This window comes from Algoriphagus sediminis (assembly GCF_030403435.1).
Lineage (GTDB): Bacteria > Bacteroidota > Bacteroidia > Cytophagales > Cyclobacteriaceae > Algoriphagus > Algoriphagus sediminis.
The window spans coordinates 163,316-179,730 of the sequence record NZ_JAUEPH010000001.1; the positions used below are offsets into that span (position 1 = coordinate 163,316).

Consider the following 16,415-nt stretch of genomic DNA (forward strand, 5'->3'; position numbering starts at 1 on the left):
TAAGATAATTATTCGAATGAAATATCATTCATTAAACTTAATATAAGATTATAATGTATGATATTTCATTCAATTTTAAAATAAAATCTCTCGACTCCACCTGATTTCAAACGGCCAGCCTTTTTGTTCAAGTAATATGGGGTGGTAAGCTAAAGCTGCTTTGGCGGAAGATGCATTAAAAAATCGCTGATCATCAGTCAAAATCGCCCTTGGCGCTTGACCGATATTTTCTTCAATGAGGTCCATTAAGGCACTAGGAATTCTTTCAGACATATATTTCTCTCTTTCCAACAAATATTGTTTCAAGGTCTTAAAGCTATTTCGAGAAGAGCTTTCAAAGAGAGGGACAGGTATATCCGGAGATTGACTTTGTTCTTTTACAAAGGTCAAATATTCTTTAAGCAATTTTAGACCTGGATTTTCTAAAAGCTTTGGACGAAAGTCCTCTGCTTCAAGACTACTAATCACATGCATTTTCTTCCTGGCCCGGCTAATGGCTACATTCAAGCGATTTACTCCACCTTTCTTGGATAGTAATCCGAAATTAGTGCTCAGCTTTCCATCTCGATTTCTGGCATACCCCAGGCAAAGCACGACCTCATCAAACTCATCTCCCTGAACATTTTCAATATTTCTGACTTTCACATTCGCTTGCCCTAGACCACTTTGCCAAAGCAAATCTGAAATCAATTCCATCTGAAAGAAATTACCGGTCACCACACCAATGCTAATTTCAGGGTTCTCTTTCAAAATTTCAGAAACCTTGTTGACAGCCTCCTCGGCATCGGTGCGATTCCTTTGTTCAGACCAAACCCCTTCTGTTTTAGTCCAGGAAAATGCAGATTCATTCTCTAAAACGGTGGGTAAATCCGGAAGGCATTGCAGCTGATTTCCATAAAAATTAGCATTAGAAAAATGGATAAGTGCTGGGTGCGCCGACCTATAATGCCCCTTCAATCTCACATAATCAAAATATCCTCTCCCTAATTCTAAAAGAGATTCTGCCTCGTATTCCAATCCATCCCCCTCATCATCCCATGTGCTTTGATAAAAACTCGAAGGGGGAAGCTGCATGGTGTCACCCGCAATCACTACTTGTTTCCCTCTAAGCAAAGCTGGCAATCCCCTCTCCACAGGACATTGAGACGCTTCGTCAAAAATCACTAAATCAAATTCTTGCTTACTGGAAAATAGGGCAGAAACAGTTTCCGGACTCGCCATCCAACAAGGCACTAACCTGAATATCTCATCGGAAAAGCTTTCCACCAGTTTTCTGATCGGCCAGCGTCTTCGCTTTTTATTCACTTCATGAAATAGGTCCCTGTAAGTGGTGCGATTTCCAAGTCGGTTATACTCCAAATTCTTACACACCCCTTCCCTTAGCCTCAAAAGTCCGATATGATTTCCAAGCTCTCGTTTTTTGAGAATCGCAGACTTAAGCTCATCTATCTCATGCCCAAGCTTTATCGAACCTGCTTCTTTTAAAACCGGATCCTTTTCTTCTAATGCATCAATCCATTGTAACCTCCACTCTATCCAAAAGACTTCAAGTAAGTCTTTTAACTCACGGGTGCTTCTATTTTTATATAGCAGAAAACCTAACTCCTTTTTATTCCATTTTGAGAGAAAAACATCAAAGGAATGAAGATCACCTAGCTCCTGGTCAATATTTCTATCCGCTACCTTTTTTCCACCTATTGCAACTTGACGGATTTGATCATCTGTAAAAAATACCCGCAGCCTATCTACCCAATTTTGTATTTCCTTACCCATTATTTCAACCCTTCTAATGGACTCTAAACCTTCCTCATCACTGAAATCAAATCCAAATTCATCCTTCCAATCTATTGCTTCCCAATCCTCAATCCATTCAAATACCTTCTTAAAACCTGTTTCATTTTTTACAACATCTTGTAAATGGATGCCTTCGGCCTCCGCCAATGGGATTTTTCTAAACTCGATGTACTTATTTTGTAAGAAATTAAAACTTTCAACTGCCAGCCTGAGGTTTGAAATAGAATATGAAATTGAGTTTGAGCCCAGCCATTTTTTAAAACCTTTCAGCCTTCCCTTTTGAAAAATCCAGGCAAACCATCCGAATGAAGAAGAAATAATCTTTTGAGCAGAGGCAAATTCTGATTCTATTTCTTCCCAATCTGAAGGAAAGTTCAGGTTCATTTCATCCAGCTTAGCTTTGGTGTTAAACCCAAACCTAAGCAACTGAGAAAGCTCTGATTTATCATTTCTGCCAGACAGAATTCTTTGAACCACCTTCTTTTTTGATAATTGATCAAAAGCCTTCAATAAATCCGAAAATCGATCAACTGGGCGATCGAATTCTAAAATCAGATTGAGCAAGTCACTTCTTTGATCAGAAATCCCATTTTTATCCTTATAAAATAATTCCATTTCCTTAAGAAGGCTCTTAAGGCTTTCCAACTCCAACCTGTTTAGATGGCTTGTTGACCTCCTTTCAGTCCAAAATCCATCTTTAAACTTTTCCTGATAGGAATAAAAAATCTTAAACTCTTTTTCGAAGTTTAAGGCCTCCTGATAGCTCATCTTTAATGAACCAAGATCCAAGCCTTCACCACTTTTCTGGCCTGAACTTAGATAAAGCTCCTTGATGCTAAGTCCACAGGATTCATGATCAAACAAAGCAGATCTCAATTCTTCAAACTTCCCAGATAACCTTGATATGGTTCTGGACAATATCGAAGCCTCCCTCTCCAAGACCACTGAGTCTAATCCTCGATTCTCATCCTCATATGTCTCTATGGAATCAATCTGATCTTTAATCTGCTCAAAGAAAGCTTTTTGATCTGTTCGGTAATCGTGAACCAGAGCTAAAAATTTACCGTAGCCCAAAGAAGAAAGTCTCTCATGTACCACATCCAGAGCAGCCCTTTTTTGGGAAACCAAAAGGACTTTTTTCCCACTTGCTGTGTAGTCTGAGATTAGGTTAGCAATCAATTGGGATTTGCCTGTGCCTGGGGGACCTTCTATCACGGCATTATTTCCTGCCCGCACTTTTAAGAAAACCTCCTCCTGAGAAGAGTCCATGGCAAATGCAGGGAAACGATCCTCTTCTCTTGGTTGAGTTATTTCGGCTTCTATTTTGAATTTTTCCTCTAGGAAAGACTCTAAACTTCTTGAATTTGAACCTCGGTCAAACTCCTCGTATTCTCTAAACAGGAAGCTATTCTTCTGCTCAAATAATCCTAATAAAGAATAAGACTTTAACTCCAGAATCCCTTCCTTGAATTTTGCCAAGTCAATACTTTTTTGACTTTCTGGAAAAGAATCAATCTTGTCTTCAAATAGAGATGAGCTGACTTTAATCGAAAAATGATTTTGGATGAGTTTATTTAAGCTCACTCTAAACTGCACTGCATCTCTAGGTAACTCCGAAAGCTTTGCATCTAGCTCTTCCGTATCAATACTCACTTGATAAGCTTTGCTGTAGGCAAGGAGGAATGCAGGATTAAAAAAGAAATCATTTTCAGGTTTTAATTGCCATTTCTGATTCTGGAGAAAAATCCTGCAGGATTGAAAAATTAGAGGCCCTCTGACCACTTGACCATTAAGAAGGCACCCTTCTACAAAGTATAGACCAATCGCAAGACTTTGATTACCTGTTTCCTGTTCGATCAGATCACCTCTAAATTTTAGCCTGGAAAGCTTTTTTGATAATAGGTTTGTTTGAGATTGTCGGGGATCAGATTCAGGAAGAATAACGAAAGCCGATTTTCTCTCCATCGGCTTCTTTATGATTTCAAAGCTTGACTCCCCGTTAAGAAAGTCAAAGTCTTTGATGTCGACCATTCCAGAACCTTCCAATTTTGCCAGATAAATGGATTTGTTTCTAGAAGACAAATCCACCAGGCGGTTCAGGTAGGTCTGAAATATGGATTTCTGCATTTATTTTAATGGGGAGTCTGCTTCTTTGGCCATAACTTTATAAACCATCCCATCCATAAAGCCTGGCATCCACTTATTCAGAAAAACAGCCAGTTTACCTTGAGATGTCAAAACCAAATCTCTTTTTCTTTTTTGGGTAGCTTTCATCAAAGCGGTGGCTACTTCCTCCGAGGTCATCATTTTAGACTCATCACGTGGAGATTCTCCTTGGGACTTTCCTTCTGCATTCAAAGCACTGTTCCTGATATTGGAAGACGTAAAACCAGGAGCTACTACCAAAACATGTACACCACGTTTCATAACCTCGGTTCTGAGGGATTCAAAAAAACCGTTCATCGCATATTTGCTGGCTGTATAGGCGGTTCTAGCCGGTGTCCCGCGATAACCGTTTATTGAAGACACCCCAATTATCGATCCCTTGTTCTCCAAAATGGAAGGCAGGCAATATTTAGTGGCATACACAGTCCCCCAAAAATTGGTATCCATCACTTTGTGAAACACTGACAGATCCATCTCCTCGAATAGGGCTCGCATAGAAATTCCTGCATTATTGATAAGGATATCTATTCCACCATATTTTTCGATAGCCGCCTCAGCCATTTTCTTATTGTCTTCTTCAGATGAAGCATCTGCTAAAACAGCCAAATTTTCGAAGCCTTTCTGAGCTAACCTTTCTGAACTCTTATTTAATTTTTCTGAATTCCTACCAGTGATTACTAGCCTCGCCCCTGCTTGTCCAAATACATCAGTGCAAGCTTCTCCTATTCCCGAAGTTGCCCCGGTAATCACTACTACTTTATCCTTGAAATGTGCTGAGCTCATATGTGACCAAAGATAGGGAAATGACAGAATTTGGAAGGACTTATCCCTGTGCAAAAGATAATTGTCCTTGTGGATTGATCTGTCTAATTCATTTTCCCTAATTTTGCGGCCATGTCAAGGAAAATGAAAAACAAGGTCATCAAGAACCTTAAAATCGAGAAGATTGCTTCTGAAGGAAAATGCCTTGGCTATCATGAAGATAAGGTAGTTTTTGTATCAGGCGTGGCTCCGGGGGATGAGATAAATGCGAGAGTCACCAAGGGGCGCAGCTCTTTTATGGAGGCTGTTCCAGTAGCATTTCATACTTATTCTGATGAACGTGTTGAGCCTTTCTGTGATCATTTTGGTACTTGCGGTGGCTGTAAGTGGCAGCATATCAATTACGAGCTCCAAAAAAAATATAAACATCAACAGGTAGTAGACCAATTGCAAAGGATTGCCAAAGTTGATTTACCGGAGATTTCGCCGATTCTTGGATCAGCTGAAACCCGATACTACAGAAACAAACTGGATTTTACCTTCTCGAATAAAAAGTGGCTCACCCTTGAGCAAATTCAGTCAGGAGAAGAGTTTGAAAGGAATGCATTAGGATTTCACATCCCAAGGATGTTTGATAAAATTGTCGATGTAGATCATTGCTACCTCCAAGGGGGTTTATCCAATGAAATCAGAAATAGCCTGAGGTCTTTTGCACTGGAAAATAAGTTAAGCTTTTATGACATCAGAGAACAGGTTGGGCTTTTGAGAAACCTGATTATTCGTACCACCAGTACGGACCAAATCATGGTAATTGTCCAATTTGGTGATTTTGACCAAGAGTCAATAAATAAAGTCATGATCTTCCTGAAGGAAAAATTTCCTGATATCACCTCTCTTTTATATGTGGTAAATACCAAAGGAAACGAGACATTCCATGACCTGGAGCTAGTTACATTCTATGGGCTTCCATACATCGAGGAGGAAATGGAAGGCTTAAAATTTAGAATAGGTCCAAAATCCTTCTATCAAACCAATTCTTTACAGGCATATGAGCTCTACAAGGTGGCTAGAGACTTTGCGCAGCTTAAAGGTGATGAGGTAGTATATGATTTATACACCGGAACTGGGACCATAGCCAACTTCGTTGCAAGACAAGCCAAACAGGTAATAGGAGTGGAATATGTAGAAGCAGCGATAGAAGATGCCAAAATCAATTCTGCAATCAATGACATTGACAATACGCTTTTCTATGCTGGAGACATGAAAGAAATTTTAACTGAAGAATTCATGTCAAATCATGCTGCACCTGATGTAATCATCACAGATCCACCAAGGGCTGGAATGGATGAAAAGGTGGTTCAAATGCTTCTGAAGCTTGAGGCACCCACCATTGTTTATGTTTCATGTAACCCAGCAACCCAGGCGAGAGATCTGGCGCTTTTAGATGAAAAATACAAAGTGGAGCGGGTACAGCCAGTGGATATGTTTCCACAGACCTACCACGTAGAAAATGTCGTACGTTTAACTCTTAAATCATGATTTCAGATTTCAACGACCCAGAACTTAGCGGTAAATATTTAGGAACCATAACTTCTGATTTTGTAAAGATTTCCGAGGTGCTTAAGGAGGCTTCTTATCAGGTTAGATCCAGAGGTTTTTCTGATTTTCCTGTTTTCCCTATATCTAAGGAGATGCAGCCTATCGGTAAAATCTTTCTGGGTAAAGAAGAGAAAGGTTTGGATTGGAATTATTTCATCACCTATGTGGATGAATTTGTCCAGAGAAAACTCATCGCCGAGGAGAACCTAGAAGAGTTTAAAAAGGCCTACAAAGACCCAGATGAGTTTTGCTGTCTGTTTGTAATTGACGGGGCATTTACAAGTTTTGTGTATGTGCCCTATCCTAACGAATAGTTTTGATAATCTTCAAAATAAAAGCCTCACTAATTATTTTAGTGAGGCTTTTTATTTGTTTGATAATCAATTTTTTATAACTACTTAATTAAATCATTTTTTAATCAAAATGCTGCCAACCCTGAGCTTTTATTTTCACGGCAGTTCCGCTTTTGGTCACCAGGAATTTACCCTCTTCAGGCTTTGTCATATGACCTATAAAATGAATGTCAGGATGCTTTTCCACTTTCTTAAAATCTTCCTGTGAAATAGTAAAAAGTAACTCATAATCTTCTCCCCCATTCAATACACAAGTGATCGGATCAAGATTCAATTCCACAGCCGTATCGAAGGTCTGCTTATCAATAGGTAGTTTATCTTCATAGATTGTGGCTCCCACTTTTGATCCCTTGCAAATATGAAAAATCTCCGAGGCAAGACCATCGGAAACATCTATCATGCTAGTGGGTACAACCCCAAGTTCTTTCAACTCATGAATGATGTCCATCCTGGCATCAGGTTTCAATTGCCGACCTGTGACTAAGGTGTATTTATCCAGTTCAGGTTTCATATCAGGATTAGCCAGAAAAACCTGCTTTTCTCTCTCCAGAATCTGCAAGCCAACCAAGGCACCTCCTAAGTCACCCGTGACACAAAGGATATCATTCATTTTGGCTCCATCGCGGTAAACCACTTTGTCTTTGTCCACTTCCCCAATAGCAGTCACTGAGATCACCAGACCGGATCTGGATGCTGTTGTGTCACCACCCACCAGATCAACCCCATAATGCTCGCATGCCGCGTAAATTCCTTCGTACAATGCATCTACAGCCTCAACACTGAATCTATTGGATAGGGCTATGCTAACGGTTATCTGGGTTGGAACAGCATTCATCGAAGCAATATCGGATACATTCACCGCCACTGCCTTAAATCCAACATGCGGCAAAGGCGCATAGGATAAATCAAAATGGACTCCCTCCAACAATAAATCAGTAGAAACCACCTTCACATGATCTCCTGCATCGATTACCGCGGTATCATCTCCAATACCTTTTAGGGTTGACTTTTGAGAGAGTTTGACTCTTTCCTTGATATGATCGATCAGGCCGAATTCCCCCAGGTCTCCGATTTCTGTTCTCTTTTCTGACATTAGATTTTTTTATTTGGGTCAGGATTTTTCCTGACAAAGCTCAATCAACACCCCGTTGGTGCTTTTCGGGTGCAAAAATACGACTAATTTATTGTCCGCCCCTTCCTTGGGTGTTTCATTCAAAATTTCAAAGCCCTCTCCTTTTAATCGAGCCACTTCTTTATAGATATCCTCCACATCAAAAGCGATATGATGTACTCCCTCAGGTTTCTTTGTCAAATATTTTGCGATTGCTGAATTTTCATTGGTGGCTTGGAGTAATTCAACCTTAGTCTCTCCTACCTGAAAAAAGGAAGTTTCTACCGCTTCTCCTTCCACAATCTCTGTTTTGAAGTGCTTTTTGCCGATTAATTTTCTGAACAGTTCATTTGATTGCTCAAGGTTATTCACAGCAATGCCAATATGCTCTATTTTCCTCATTCTGATATTTCTTATATTTGTCCTGAATCTTTTACGCAACGCGAATGTTGTAAGACCAGTTTAGTAAGAAGAAGTAAAGATAAGTAAGATATGATAATCGTTTCAGACAAAGCAAAGGATAGAATTCTCGAATTACGTCAGGAGGAAGGAAGATCCCAAGACGAAAATATTCGAGTTTCGGTGAAGGGAGGAGGTTGCTCAGGCCTCATGTATGACTTGAGTTTTGACGCTACCCAAACTGAGACTGATCACGTTTTCGAGGACAAGGGTGTAAAAGTTCTGGTAGACAGAAAGAGTTTATTGTATCTCGCGGGAACTACCCTTGAATTCACTGATGGACTGAATGGAAAAGGCTTCCAATTTGTAAATCCGAATGCGAACAGAACCTGCGGATGTGGCGAAAGCTTCTCGGTTTGATCAGTCCTTAAATTAATTTAGCAGCCTTCGGGCTGTTTTTTTTTGTCCTGATTTTCGACCAAATTATATATAAACGGACTGATAATCCCGGGATCAACTCTTACATTTGCCAGCAAAACCAAATCCAAATATGATGGAAGAAAACATCAAAAAAATCCAGCTTAACGACCTTCATGAATCACTGGGAGGAAAAATGGTTCCTTTTGCAGGATACTACATGCCAGTGAGATATAGTTCTGACAAAGAAGAGCATTTATGCGTGCGGGAAGGAGTTGGTGTATTTGATGTTTCACATATGGGGGAATTCATGGTGGAAGGAAAAGAAGCTTTGAACCTCATTCAAAAGGTGACCTCAAACGATGCTTCTAAGCTCGTCGACTTTCAGGCTCAATATTCCTGCTTCCCAAATTCCACGGGTGGAATTGTGGACGACCTAATTGTATATCGCTTCTCAGAGGAGAAATATATGCTTGTGGTCAATGCTTCTAATATTGAAAAGGACTGGGAGTGGATTAATGAGCATAATACCATGGGTGCCAAGCTCACCAATATTTCAGACGATATTTCTCTTTTTGCCGTTCAGGGACCAAAAGCTATTGAAGCAGTTCAATCCCTTACTCCGGTGGATCTAGCAGGAGTTAAGTTTTACCACTTCACTGTTGGTGAATTCGCTGGAAAGAAGGACGTGATTATATCAGGAACTGGCTATACAGGGGCAGGAGGCTTTGAAATATATGTCAAGAATGAGGATGCTGAGGAAGTTTGGAATGCAATTTTCGAGGCAGGAAAAGACTTTGATATCAAACCGATTGGTCTTGGAGCAAGAGATACTCTAAGAATGGAAATGGGATACTGTCTTTACGGAAACGACATTGATGATACTACTTCACCGATTGAGGCAGGCCTGGGCTGGATCACAAAATTCACAAAGGATTTTATCAACTCAGAAGCCTTAAAAGCTCAAAAAGAGGCTGGAGTTTCTCGACGGCTTGTAGGTTTCGTCATGCAGGAAAGAGGTATTCCTCGTGGACATTACCCAATTGTAAATAGCAATGGAGAAAACATCGGTGAAGTAACTTCAGGAACTATGTCGCCAAGCATGAATGTAGGTATTGGCCTTGGGTATGTGAAAAAAGATTTCGGCAAAGCCGGTACCGAGATTTTCATTCAGGTTCGAAATAAAACTCTGAAGGCACAAGTGGAGAAACTACCACTGTACAAAGGATGAGGAATATAGAAATCTGCTTAAGCCCTGAACTCATTCATCTTCATGATTTGAAAGGCAAAACTGTTGTGGTTGTGGATATTTTCAGGGCTACTTCCACCATGGTGGCAGCCTTGGGTAATGGGATAAAAGAAATCAGAACCTTTGCCAGCCTGGAAGAATGCAAATCCATGAAAGCTCAGGGTTACCTTATAGCCGGGGAAAGAAATGGTCATAAGGTAAATGGCTTTGATTTGGGGAATTCCCCTCTGACCTACCTAGATGGAAAATACGCAGGCGAAAAGCTAGCAATGACCACCACTAATGGCACCTTGGCGCTTTCAAAGTCGCAAGATGCAGAAGAGATACTCATTGGAGCTTTTCCAAACTTCTCTACCACTTTGGATTACCTGAAATCAATAGACCGGGATATTTTAGTCCATTGTGCTGGCTGGAAAGGGAGGTTCAATCTTGAAGATTCTCTTTATGCAGGAGCTTTGACCAAAGGTCTTGAAGGAACCCACCAATCAGAAGATGATGCATCTCTTGCCTTAAAATCACTATTTGAAAAAGAGGGGAATGATCTAAAAAAGTTTCTTTCTCAGGCTTCTCATGCTAAAAGACTCCAAAACCATAATATTGAAGCAGACATTGATTTCTGTCTTCAGGAAGATTCAATTGATTTGATTGGTAAATTCGAGAAGGGAGCCTTGACCAAATTCTAATCCATACCTGATTTTCGTCATGCTTCTCACCGAAAATAGTTTTTAGTATTGTGGTAAGAATAAACTTTTACCAAAATGATCAAAAAACACAATCTAATCCACGCATTTCCAGAGTTCGAAGAAAAGATACACACGCTTAAGAATGATAATCCTCATTTCAAAAAGCTTTTTGAGGAGTATGACGAGTTGGATCATGAGATTTACCGGATTGAATCAGATGCTGAGCCAGCTTCTGACGACACCTTAAATCACAAGCGATCAGAAAGAGTAAAGCTAAAGGATGAAATTTATCGCTTCTTAAAAGAAAACTAAAAAAAGCCCCGAAAATCCGGGGCTCTTTTATTTCAATTTATCGTTGTTTCGATGCCTGTCAATATCCCTGATATTCTTTTTGTCAAAGTTTTTTCTGAGTGATTCGGTTAAATCTACTCCGGTTTGATTTGCCAAACAGATTAGCACCCACAAGACATCCGCCATCTCATCACCCAAATCTTTTCCTTTGTCTGACTCTTTAAAAGATTGCTCTCCATAAGTTCTGGCCATTATTCTTGCGAGCTCGCCTACTTCTTCTGTGAGAATAGCCAAATTTGTCAATTCATTAAAATACCTCACTCCCACGGTATTAATCCATTGATCCACTAATTTCTGGGCTTCTGAAATTGTGATTTCCTTACATTCTTCCATTTAGACTAAAGTTTCTAGAGTTTTGAGAAAAAGATCGATCTCTTCTTCATTATTATAAATATGCGTGCTGATCCGAATTGCATCAACATTGCTTTCAGGCACCTGCCTGATTCTAAATCCTGAGTTAGAAAGTTCCTTTCCTAAGGCCTTATAGTCCAACTTTTTTGGTCGAAAGGAAATCATGGAAATTCTGGACTCCTCTTCCTCCGGTGAAAGAATTTGAATCCTTCCCCCAAAATTAGAAAGTCCTAAATACAGGCGATTATTCAGCTCCCGCAATCTCCTTTCTACTTTGGTTTTGCCAATGGATAGATGGAATTCTGCTGCTGCAGCAGCTCCAACATATTGAGGTCGACTTTGCGTCCCATAATCGTATCTGTGAGCTGTCGGGACATAGCCATCAAACGTCGGTGGTTCTGCCGTAATATCCCATCCAGAATCAGAATACCCTCCGACTTGAATAGCCTTAAGCTGATCCAACTTTTCCTCCTTAACAAACAAAAAACCTGTACCCACAGGACCTAACATCCATTTATGATAACAACTAGCGTAAAAGTCACAGCTAAGATCTTCTAAATTTAAGTCAAAAGTACCCGCACCATGAGCTCCATCAATAGCCGTAAATATATCTCGGGACCTGGCCCATTGGCAAATCTCCTTAACAGGTAAAACAAGGCCCGTGGTGCATGTAACGTGAGGAACGGCAATAACTCTCGTTTTAGGGGTCACCAGATTTTTGATTACCCCAAAGTTTTGTTCTGCAGTCAGCTTTGGCTCAAAAGTCTTGATTATAATCCCATCAAGCTTAGCCCTATTTAACCAGGGCAGGCCATTACCAACATGTTCATGCTTTGTCACTATTACCTCATCACCTGCTTTCAGAGGTAAGCCCCAGGCCATTATATTTATTCCTTCCGTAGTATTATGGGTTAGACTAATTTCGGATTCTTTAGCTCCGACAAAATCAGCAAGAATTTTCCTTTCCTTTTTGTAATTACCATATTCTCCTGTGGTATAAATTTCATCAATGCTGGATTTTAATGCATTGACAACCGCATATGGCGCCGGGCCGAATGTGCCGTTGTTAAGATAAACTCTATCCTGCCTGAGAGGAAATTGCTTTCTTAATTCTCCCCAAAAATCGGCAGAATCTGGTCTGGGAAAATTTATGGTTTGGCCTCCATGTTTGGCAAGGGCATCCGTATCCAAAAAAGAAGCCGCCAGCAAGCCAGAGCCTAATTTACTTATAAAATTCCTTCGGTTTTTTGACTTTGCCATTAACTCATATCTAGAATTTTATCAATTGATTTCGGAACGTCAGAATCATAATGACTCACATAGAGTACCGTAATATTTGAATTTCTACAAAGAGTCTCAATCGTTTCTTTAAAAATTTGTCTCTCAAGGTCATCTAAGCCTTGCGAGGCCTCATCGAGAATCAGCAGTTTTGGCTTTTTTATCAAAGCTCTGGCTAATAATGTCCATCTCTGGTCACGTAAGGAAGCTCTCTGAATAAGAACGTTTTCAGAAGATTCCAATCCAAATAATCGAACCCAGCGATCTGCCAAATCATATTGTTCTTGACTTGGCTTTCTGAAAAGGCCCATGGTATCAAACAATCCAGAAAGAATCACCTTTCGGCAAGTTTGATTAGATGGAAAAAACCTTGCAAGTTCAGGAGCCACAAAACCAATTGGCTTTTTGATATCCCAAATACTTTCTCCACTACCACGCTTTTTTTCAAACAACCAAATATCTTGAGAGTAAGCTTGTGGATTTTCACCAATCAGCAAGGAGATTAACGTTGATTTCCCTGATCCATTTGGGCCTTTGATTTGCCACCTTTCTCCTGCATTAACTCTCCAGCTCAAGTTTTTAAGAATAATCTTAGCCCCATATTTTATCTCCACATTTTTAAGCTTAACCATTTCTTGATTAAGGGGTAAATCACCTATTGAAAGGTGGGTGAGCTCCTTCCGGTCTATTGGATATTTAAAGCTTTTGCTTCTTACAGATTTAAGCTGTTCACTCTGGAGAACCCTTAAACCTCCCTCCTCCAAATAACCCACATGAGTTACCCCTTTTGGGATTTCATACTCTGAGCATGAGAGGATTACATGTACGCCTTCAGCAATAATATTCTCCAAAATCTCACCAAAAGTTTCTCGACTTTTCCGATCTAAACCTGTGGTAGGATGATCCAATAGAAATAATTTCGGCTGCTTAAGAAGACCCAGTGCAATATCCAACCTTCGTGTTTCACCATTCGAAAGCTTAAGAATAGATTCATCCAAGAGATCATTCAGCTTTAGAAGTTCAGATACTTTTTTCGTAGTCCATTCTCCAGGTTTTGGTGAACCGAATTGATTAAGATATTCCTTTACTGTAAGGGCTTCATCCACTTCAGAGGAATTAAATCTCTGTTGGAAATAAAAATTCTGGAGGTTGGATTTATTCCTGAATTTATACTCATGGGATACATAAGAAATCAAATCCTGTGGACTGTGAACTTCACCTTTTGATTTCATTTGGTCCAAGTAATCCGCTGCAAAAGAATAATTGATTTGTCCGGATTTTAAGAGGGTACGACCGAGAATAGTTTTTAAAAAGGCAGACTGCCTAAGTCCGGATTTTGACAAAATGGCCCAGCATTCGCCATAGCTCATAAAGAAAGAAAGGTTCCCTATAACTTTATCTCCTTTCCAAATAACTTCCCCCTTGAACAAATGGAGAAAAAAGCTCATATCAAATACATTTTTATTGATTTATTAAGCGTTTTCATCAGTTTAAATCAATTTATGCAACATTGTTGTATTATTTTTTCAACAAAAAATATAATTATTACAATGAATTCTAGAAGGTTTTTTGTTATAATTCAGACAAAATTTTTACATACAAAATTCAAAAAATGAAAAAACACGACACTCTCAGCCAATTTAAGAAAATTGGTATGTACTCTTCAGCCTTTGTACTAGCTGCTCTATTGCACTCATGCTTTGAGGTAACCGAAGAAGCTCCAATCACCCCAAATCAACAGTTAGAAGTAACTAAAGTCGAGCTAGTTAAACCTCAATCGGAATTGGTCCGACTTAAGGGAAAACTCGTTGAAAACATTGAAGACTATCAGCTTGATGAAGCCTCAAGAGGAAAAGGACCAGCCAAAAACCGATTTGACATCCAGCTCGTATTTCAGGACTTAGGAGGAATTTTTCCGTCACCGACTGAGGCTCAAGAATCAGCTTTTGATCTTGCAATTGAAAGATGGGAAAAAGTCATAATAAAAGATGTCCCTTCTATTGAGGCAATTGGAGGAGATATTCCCTCAGCATTCTCAGGTTTTCCTCCAGTCGTTCAAGAGGGAGGAGTGATTGACGATATTCTTATTGAGGTTGTCCTTGCTCCAATTGATGGTCCTGGCGGAATACTTGGAGCTGCTGGTCCAAACTTCATTAGGAACGTCGACGATCTAACTACGACAGGATTTATGTTTTTTGACGTTGCGGATTTAGCAACACTAGAAGCTTTTGAATTACTCGATGAAGTAATCGTCCATGAAATGGGTCATGTATTGGGTATAGGTACCTTATGGGATTTTAATCGCGAGTTGAGAAAATTCAATGAAGATGGGTTCCCATATTTTGATGGCCGCTGGGGTAATCAATTTTGGAAAAACGAAGGAGGAACAGAGTTTCTGCCAATCCAATTCATAGGTGGTCAAGGCTCCGCTTTATCACATTGGGATGAGTTGGTTTTGGATAATGAGCTTATGACTGGATTCTTAAATTTAGGAGCCAATCCACTTAGTAGAATTACTGCAGGCTCTTTGAAAGATTTAGGTTATGGAGTTTCCCAATCAGCGGAAAAATATGATTTACCAAAAGGAACGGCTGGCGTAGCTGCCAGAATTCATGGTCAAGATGGGATTGACATCGCCTCAATGGAACAGCTTAGAGGGCCAATAGGAATTATTGAGGTCCAATAAGGAACCACCTATTTAAATTAAAACCGGTCTCTAAGACCGGTTTTTTTATACCCTGTTTTTGGAATCAATTATTATGGTAACCGGCCCATCATTGATCAAACTCACTTTCATATCGGCCCCGAATTCACCCGTTTGTACCTCTGTTGGCAAAAGGGAATTTACTGAGCCAACGAATTTCTCATACAAGGGTATAGAAATATCAGGCTTAGCGGCTTTGATGTAGGAAGGTCGATTTCCTTTTTTTGTGCTTGCATGCAGGGTGAATTGTGAAATCAAAAGAATCTCTCCCTCCACATCCAGGATTGACTTGTTCATTACCTCGTTTTCATCAGGGAAAATTCGCAGATTCACTAATTTTCCTGAAAGCCAATCGATATCATCCTGCCCATCACTCTCTTCAATCCCAACCAAAACCATTAGCCCCATTCCAATAGTGCCTTTGATTTTCCCATCGATTTTTACAGATGCCTCACTAACTCTTTGGATCACTAATTTCATTTGCTGATATCTTGAATAAGACCTGATGGTATAATTTCTACCTTGGAGCTTGAGTCCTGTAATGCAGTCACTACCATGGCTTTGGCTACCTGATAATCATATACAGGCCTAATATTTTTCAGCAGCTTAAGCCAAACTAATGGCTTCATGAGGATGCTAGCCACTTGTTCGCCGAAACGAAATTCATTTCTGTTTCCCAATAACAGAGAAGGTCGAAACAAACCCAAAAAATCAAAATCTAAGGCTTTCAAGTCATCCTCTACTTCTCCTTTGACTTTATTATAAAATACAGAAGAGTTTGCATCCGCACCTAATGCCGAAACATACAAAAACTTTTTTGTCCCAATGGATTTTGCCCATGTGGCTAATGCTAAAACCATATCATGATCAATAACTCTAAATTTTTCTTGGGACCCGGCGGCTTTAATAGTGGTTCCCAAAGAACAGAAAGCATGAATCTCAGTTTCTCCGGATTCAATGGAAACTTTCAAATTTTGGAAATCACCCTTGATATCCTCTTCGACCATCATATCCGCCCAGTTCCAATTCGAAATCTCAAGTATATCACCAGAAATCTGAACAAGCTTTTGATGTTTCAGTGCAAGTTTTCTCCTTCCTACACTTATCACGTAATCATATTCAGGATTTTTAAGGATTTGATGAAGGACTTGCATTCCGACCAATCCCGATGTTCCGGAGATTATTGCTGTTTTCATTG

The 16,415-nt window shown here is 39.8% G+C and carries 16 protein-coding genes; 7 read left to right on the forward strand and 9 right to left on the reverse strand.

The genetic code is table 11. The features are described from left to right. Positions 1 to 75: 75 nt before the first annotated feature. Both QVH07_RS00715 and QVH07_RS00720 read right to left on the reverse strand, forming a co-directional pair. Positions 76 to 3,921, reverse strand: a complete 3,846-nt coding sequence (locus QVH07_RS00715) for an AAA domain-containing protein (protein WP_289998190.1) — start codon at positions 3,919 to 3,921, stop codon at positions 76 to 78. Then, on the reverse strand, positions 3,922 to 4,743 hold the full coding sequence (locus QVH07_RS00720) for an SDR family oxidoreductase (protein WP_289998191.1): 822 nt from the start codon (positions 4,741 to 4,743) through the stop codon (positions 3,922 to 3,924). A 111-nt stretch (positions 4,744 to 4,854) separates the two neighbouring features. On the opposite strand from QVH07_RS00720, the gene rlmD reads away from it, so the two are divergent. Further along, complete coding sequence (gene rlmD, locus QVH07_RS00725) at positions 4,855 to 6,261, forward strand: 23S rRNA (uracil(1939)-C(5))-methyltransferase RlmD (protein ID WP_289998192.1); 1,407 nt, start codon at positions 4,855 to 4,857, stop codon at positions 6,259 to 6,261. Continuing rightward, on the forward strand, positions 6,258 to 6,635 hold the full coding sequence (locus QVH07_RS00730; RefSeq protein WP_289998193.1) for a hypothetical protein: 378 nt from the start codon (positions 6,258 to 6,260) through the stop codon (positions 6,633 to 6,635). Before rlmD ends, QVH07_RS00730 begins: the two co-directional genes overlap by 4 nt. Positions 6,636 to 6,735: 100 nt before the next feature. Here QVH07_RS00730 and thiL read toward each other — a convergent pair whose 3' ends face one another. Both thiL and mce read right to left on the reverse strand, forming a co-directional pair. Next, positions 6,736 to 7,767, reverse strand: a complete 1,032-nt coding sequence (gene thiL / locus QVH07_RS00735; RefSeq protein WP_289998194.1) for a thiamine-phosphate kinase — start codon at positions 7,765 to 7,767, stop codon at positions 6,736 to 6,738. Between the two features lie 18 nt (positions 7,768 to 7,785). After that, positions 7,786 to 8,187 (reverse strand): methylmalonyl-CoA epimerase, encoded by a 402-nt coding sequence (gene mce, locus QVH07_RS00740; protein WP_289998195.1) that lies wholly within the window; start codon positions 8,185 to 8,187, stop codon positions 7,786 to 7,788. A 90-nt stretch (positions 8,188 to 8,277) separates the two neighbouring features. Here mce and QVH07_RS00745 point away from each other — a divergent pair, with 90 nt between their 5' ends. From QVH07_RS00745 to QVH07_RS00760, 4 genes are all read left to right on the forward strand, one after another. Further along, the gene (locus tag QVH07_RS00745) at positions 8,278 to 8,604 is read left to right on the forward strand and encodes a HesB/IscA family protein (RefSeq protein WP_289998196.1); all 327 of its coding nucleotides are present in this window, start codon (positions 8,278 to 8,280) and stop codon (positions 8,602 to 8,604) included. Between the two features lie 133 nt (positions 8,605 to 8,737). After that, complete coding sequence (gene gcvT, locus QVH07_RS00750) at positions 8,738 to 9,832, forward strand: glycine cleavage system aminomethyltransferase GcvT (RefSeq protein ID WP_289998700.1); 1,095 nt, start codon at positions 8,738 to 8,740, stop codon at positions 9,830 to 9,832. Further along, on the forward strand, positions 9,829 to 10,533 hold the full coding sequence (locus tag QVH07_RS00755) for a 2-phosphosulfolactate phosphatase (protein ID WP_289998197.1): 705 nt from the start codon (positions 9,829 to 9,831) through the stop codon (positions 10,531 to 10,533). The genes gcvT and QVH07_RS00755 overlap by 4 nt, the downstream gene beginning before the upstream one ends. Positions 10,534 to 10,608: 75 nt before the next feature. Beyond that, on the forward strand, positions 10,609 to 10,845 hold the full coding sequence (locus QVH07_RS00760; RefSeq protein WP_289998198.1) for an HP1242/YdcH family protein: 237 nt from the start codon (positions 10,609 to 10,611) through the stop codon (positions 10,843 to 10,845). 27 nt (positions 10,846 to 10,872) lie between these two features. Here the strand turns inward: QVH07_RS00760 and QVH07_RS00765 are convergent, their stop codons facing one another. From QVH07_RS00765 to QVH07_RS00775, 3 genes are read right to left on the reverse strand one after another with little or no spacing between them, the layout of a single operon-like run. Next, positions 10,873 to 11,217: a nucleotide pyrophosphohydrolase gene (locus tag QVH07_RS00765; protein WP_289998201.1), complete on the reverse strand. Its 345-nt coding sequence runs from the start codon at positions 11,215 to 11,217 to the stop codon at positions 10,873 to 10,875. Beyond that, complete coding sequence (locus tag QVH07_RS00770; RefSeq protein WP_289998202.1) at positions 11,218 to 12,495, reverse strand: aminotransferase class V-fold PLP-dependent enzyme; 1,278 nt, start codon at positions 12,493 to 12,495, stop codon at positions 11,218 to 11,220. Beyond that, the gene (locus QVH07_RS00775) at positions 12,495 to 13,961 is read right to left on the reverse strand and encodes an ATP-binding cassette domain-containing protein (protein WP_289998203.1); all 1,467 of its coding nucleotides are present in this window, start codon (positions 13,959 to 13,961) and stop codon (positions 12,495 to 12,497) included. Before QVH07_RS00775 ends, QVH07_RS00770 begins: the two co-directional genes overlap by 1 nt. A 164-nt stretch (positions 13,962 to 14,125) precedes the next feature. Between QVH07_RS00775 and QVH07_RS00780 the strand changes: the two genes are divergently transcribed. Then, positions 14,126 to 15,199, forward strand: coding sequence for a M8 family metallopeptidase (locus QVH07_RS00780; protein WP_289998204.1), 1,074 nt, complete (start codon positions 14,126 to 14,128; stop codon positions 15,197 to 15,199). 45 nt (positions 15,200 to 15,244) lie between these two features. Here QVH07_RS00780 and dtd read toward each other — a convergent pair whose 3' ends face one another. After that, positions 15,245 to 15,697, reverse strand: coding sequence for a D-aminoacyl-tRNA deacylase (dtd, locus tag QVH07_RS00785; protein WP_289998205.1), 453 nt, complete (start codon positions 15,695 to 15,697; stop codon positions 15,245 to 15,247). Further along, positions 15,694 to 16,413 carry an oxidoreductase gene (locus QVH07_RS00790; protein WP_289998206.1) on the reverse strand — a complete coding sequence of 240 codons (720 nt, stop codon included), beginning with the start codon at positions 16,411 to 16,413 and terminating at the stop codon, positions 15,694 to 15,696. The genes dtd and QVH07_RS00790 overlap by 4 nt, the downstream gene beginning before the upstream one ends. Positions 16,414 to 16,415: the final 2 nt, after the last annotated feature.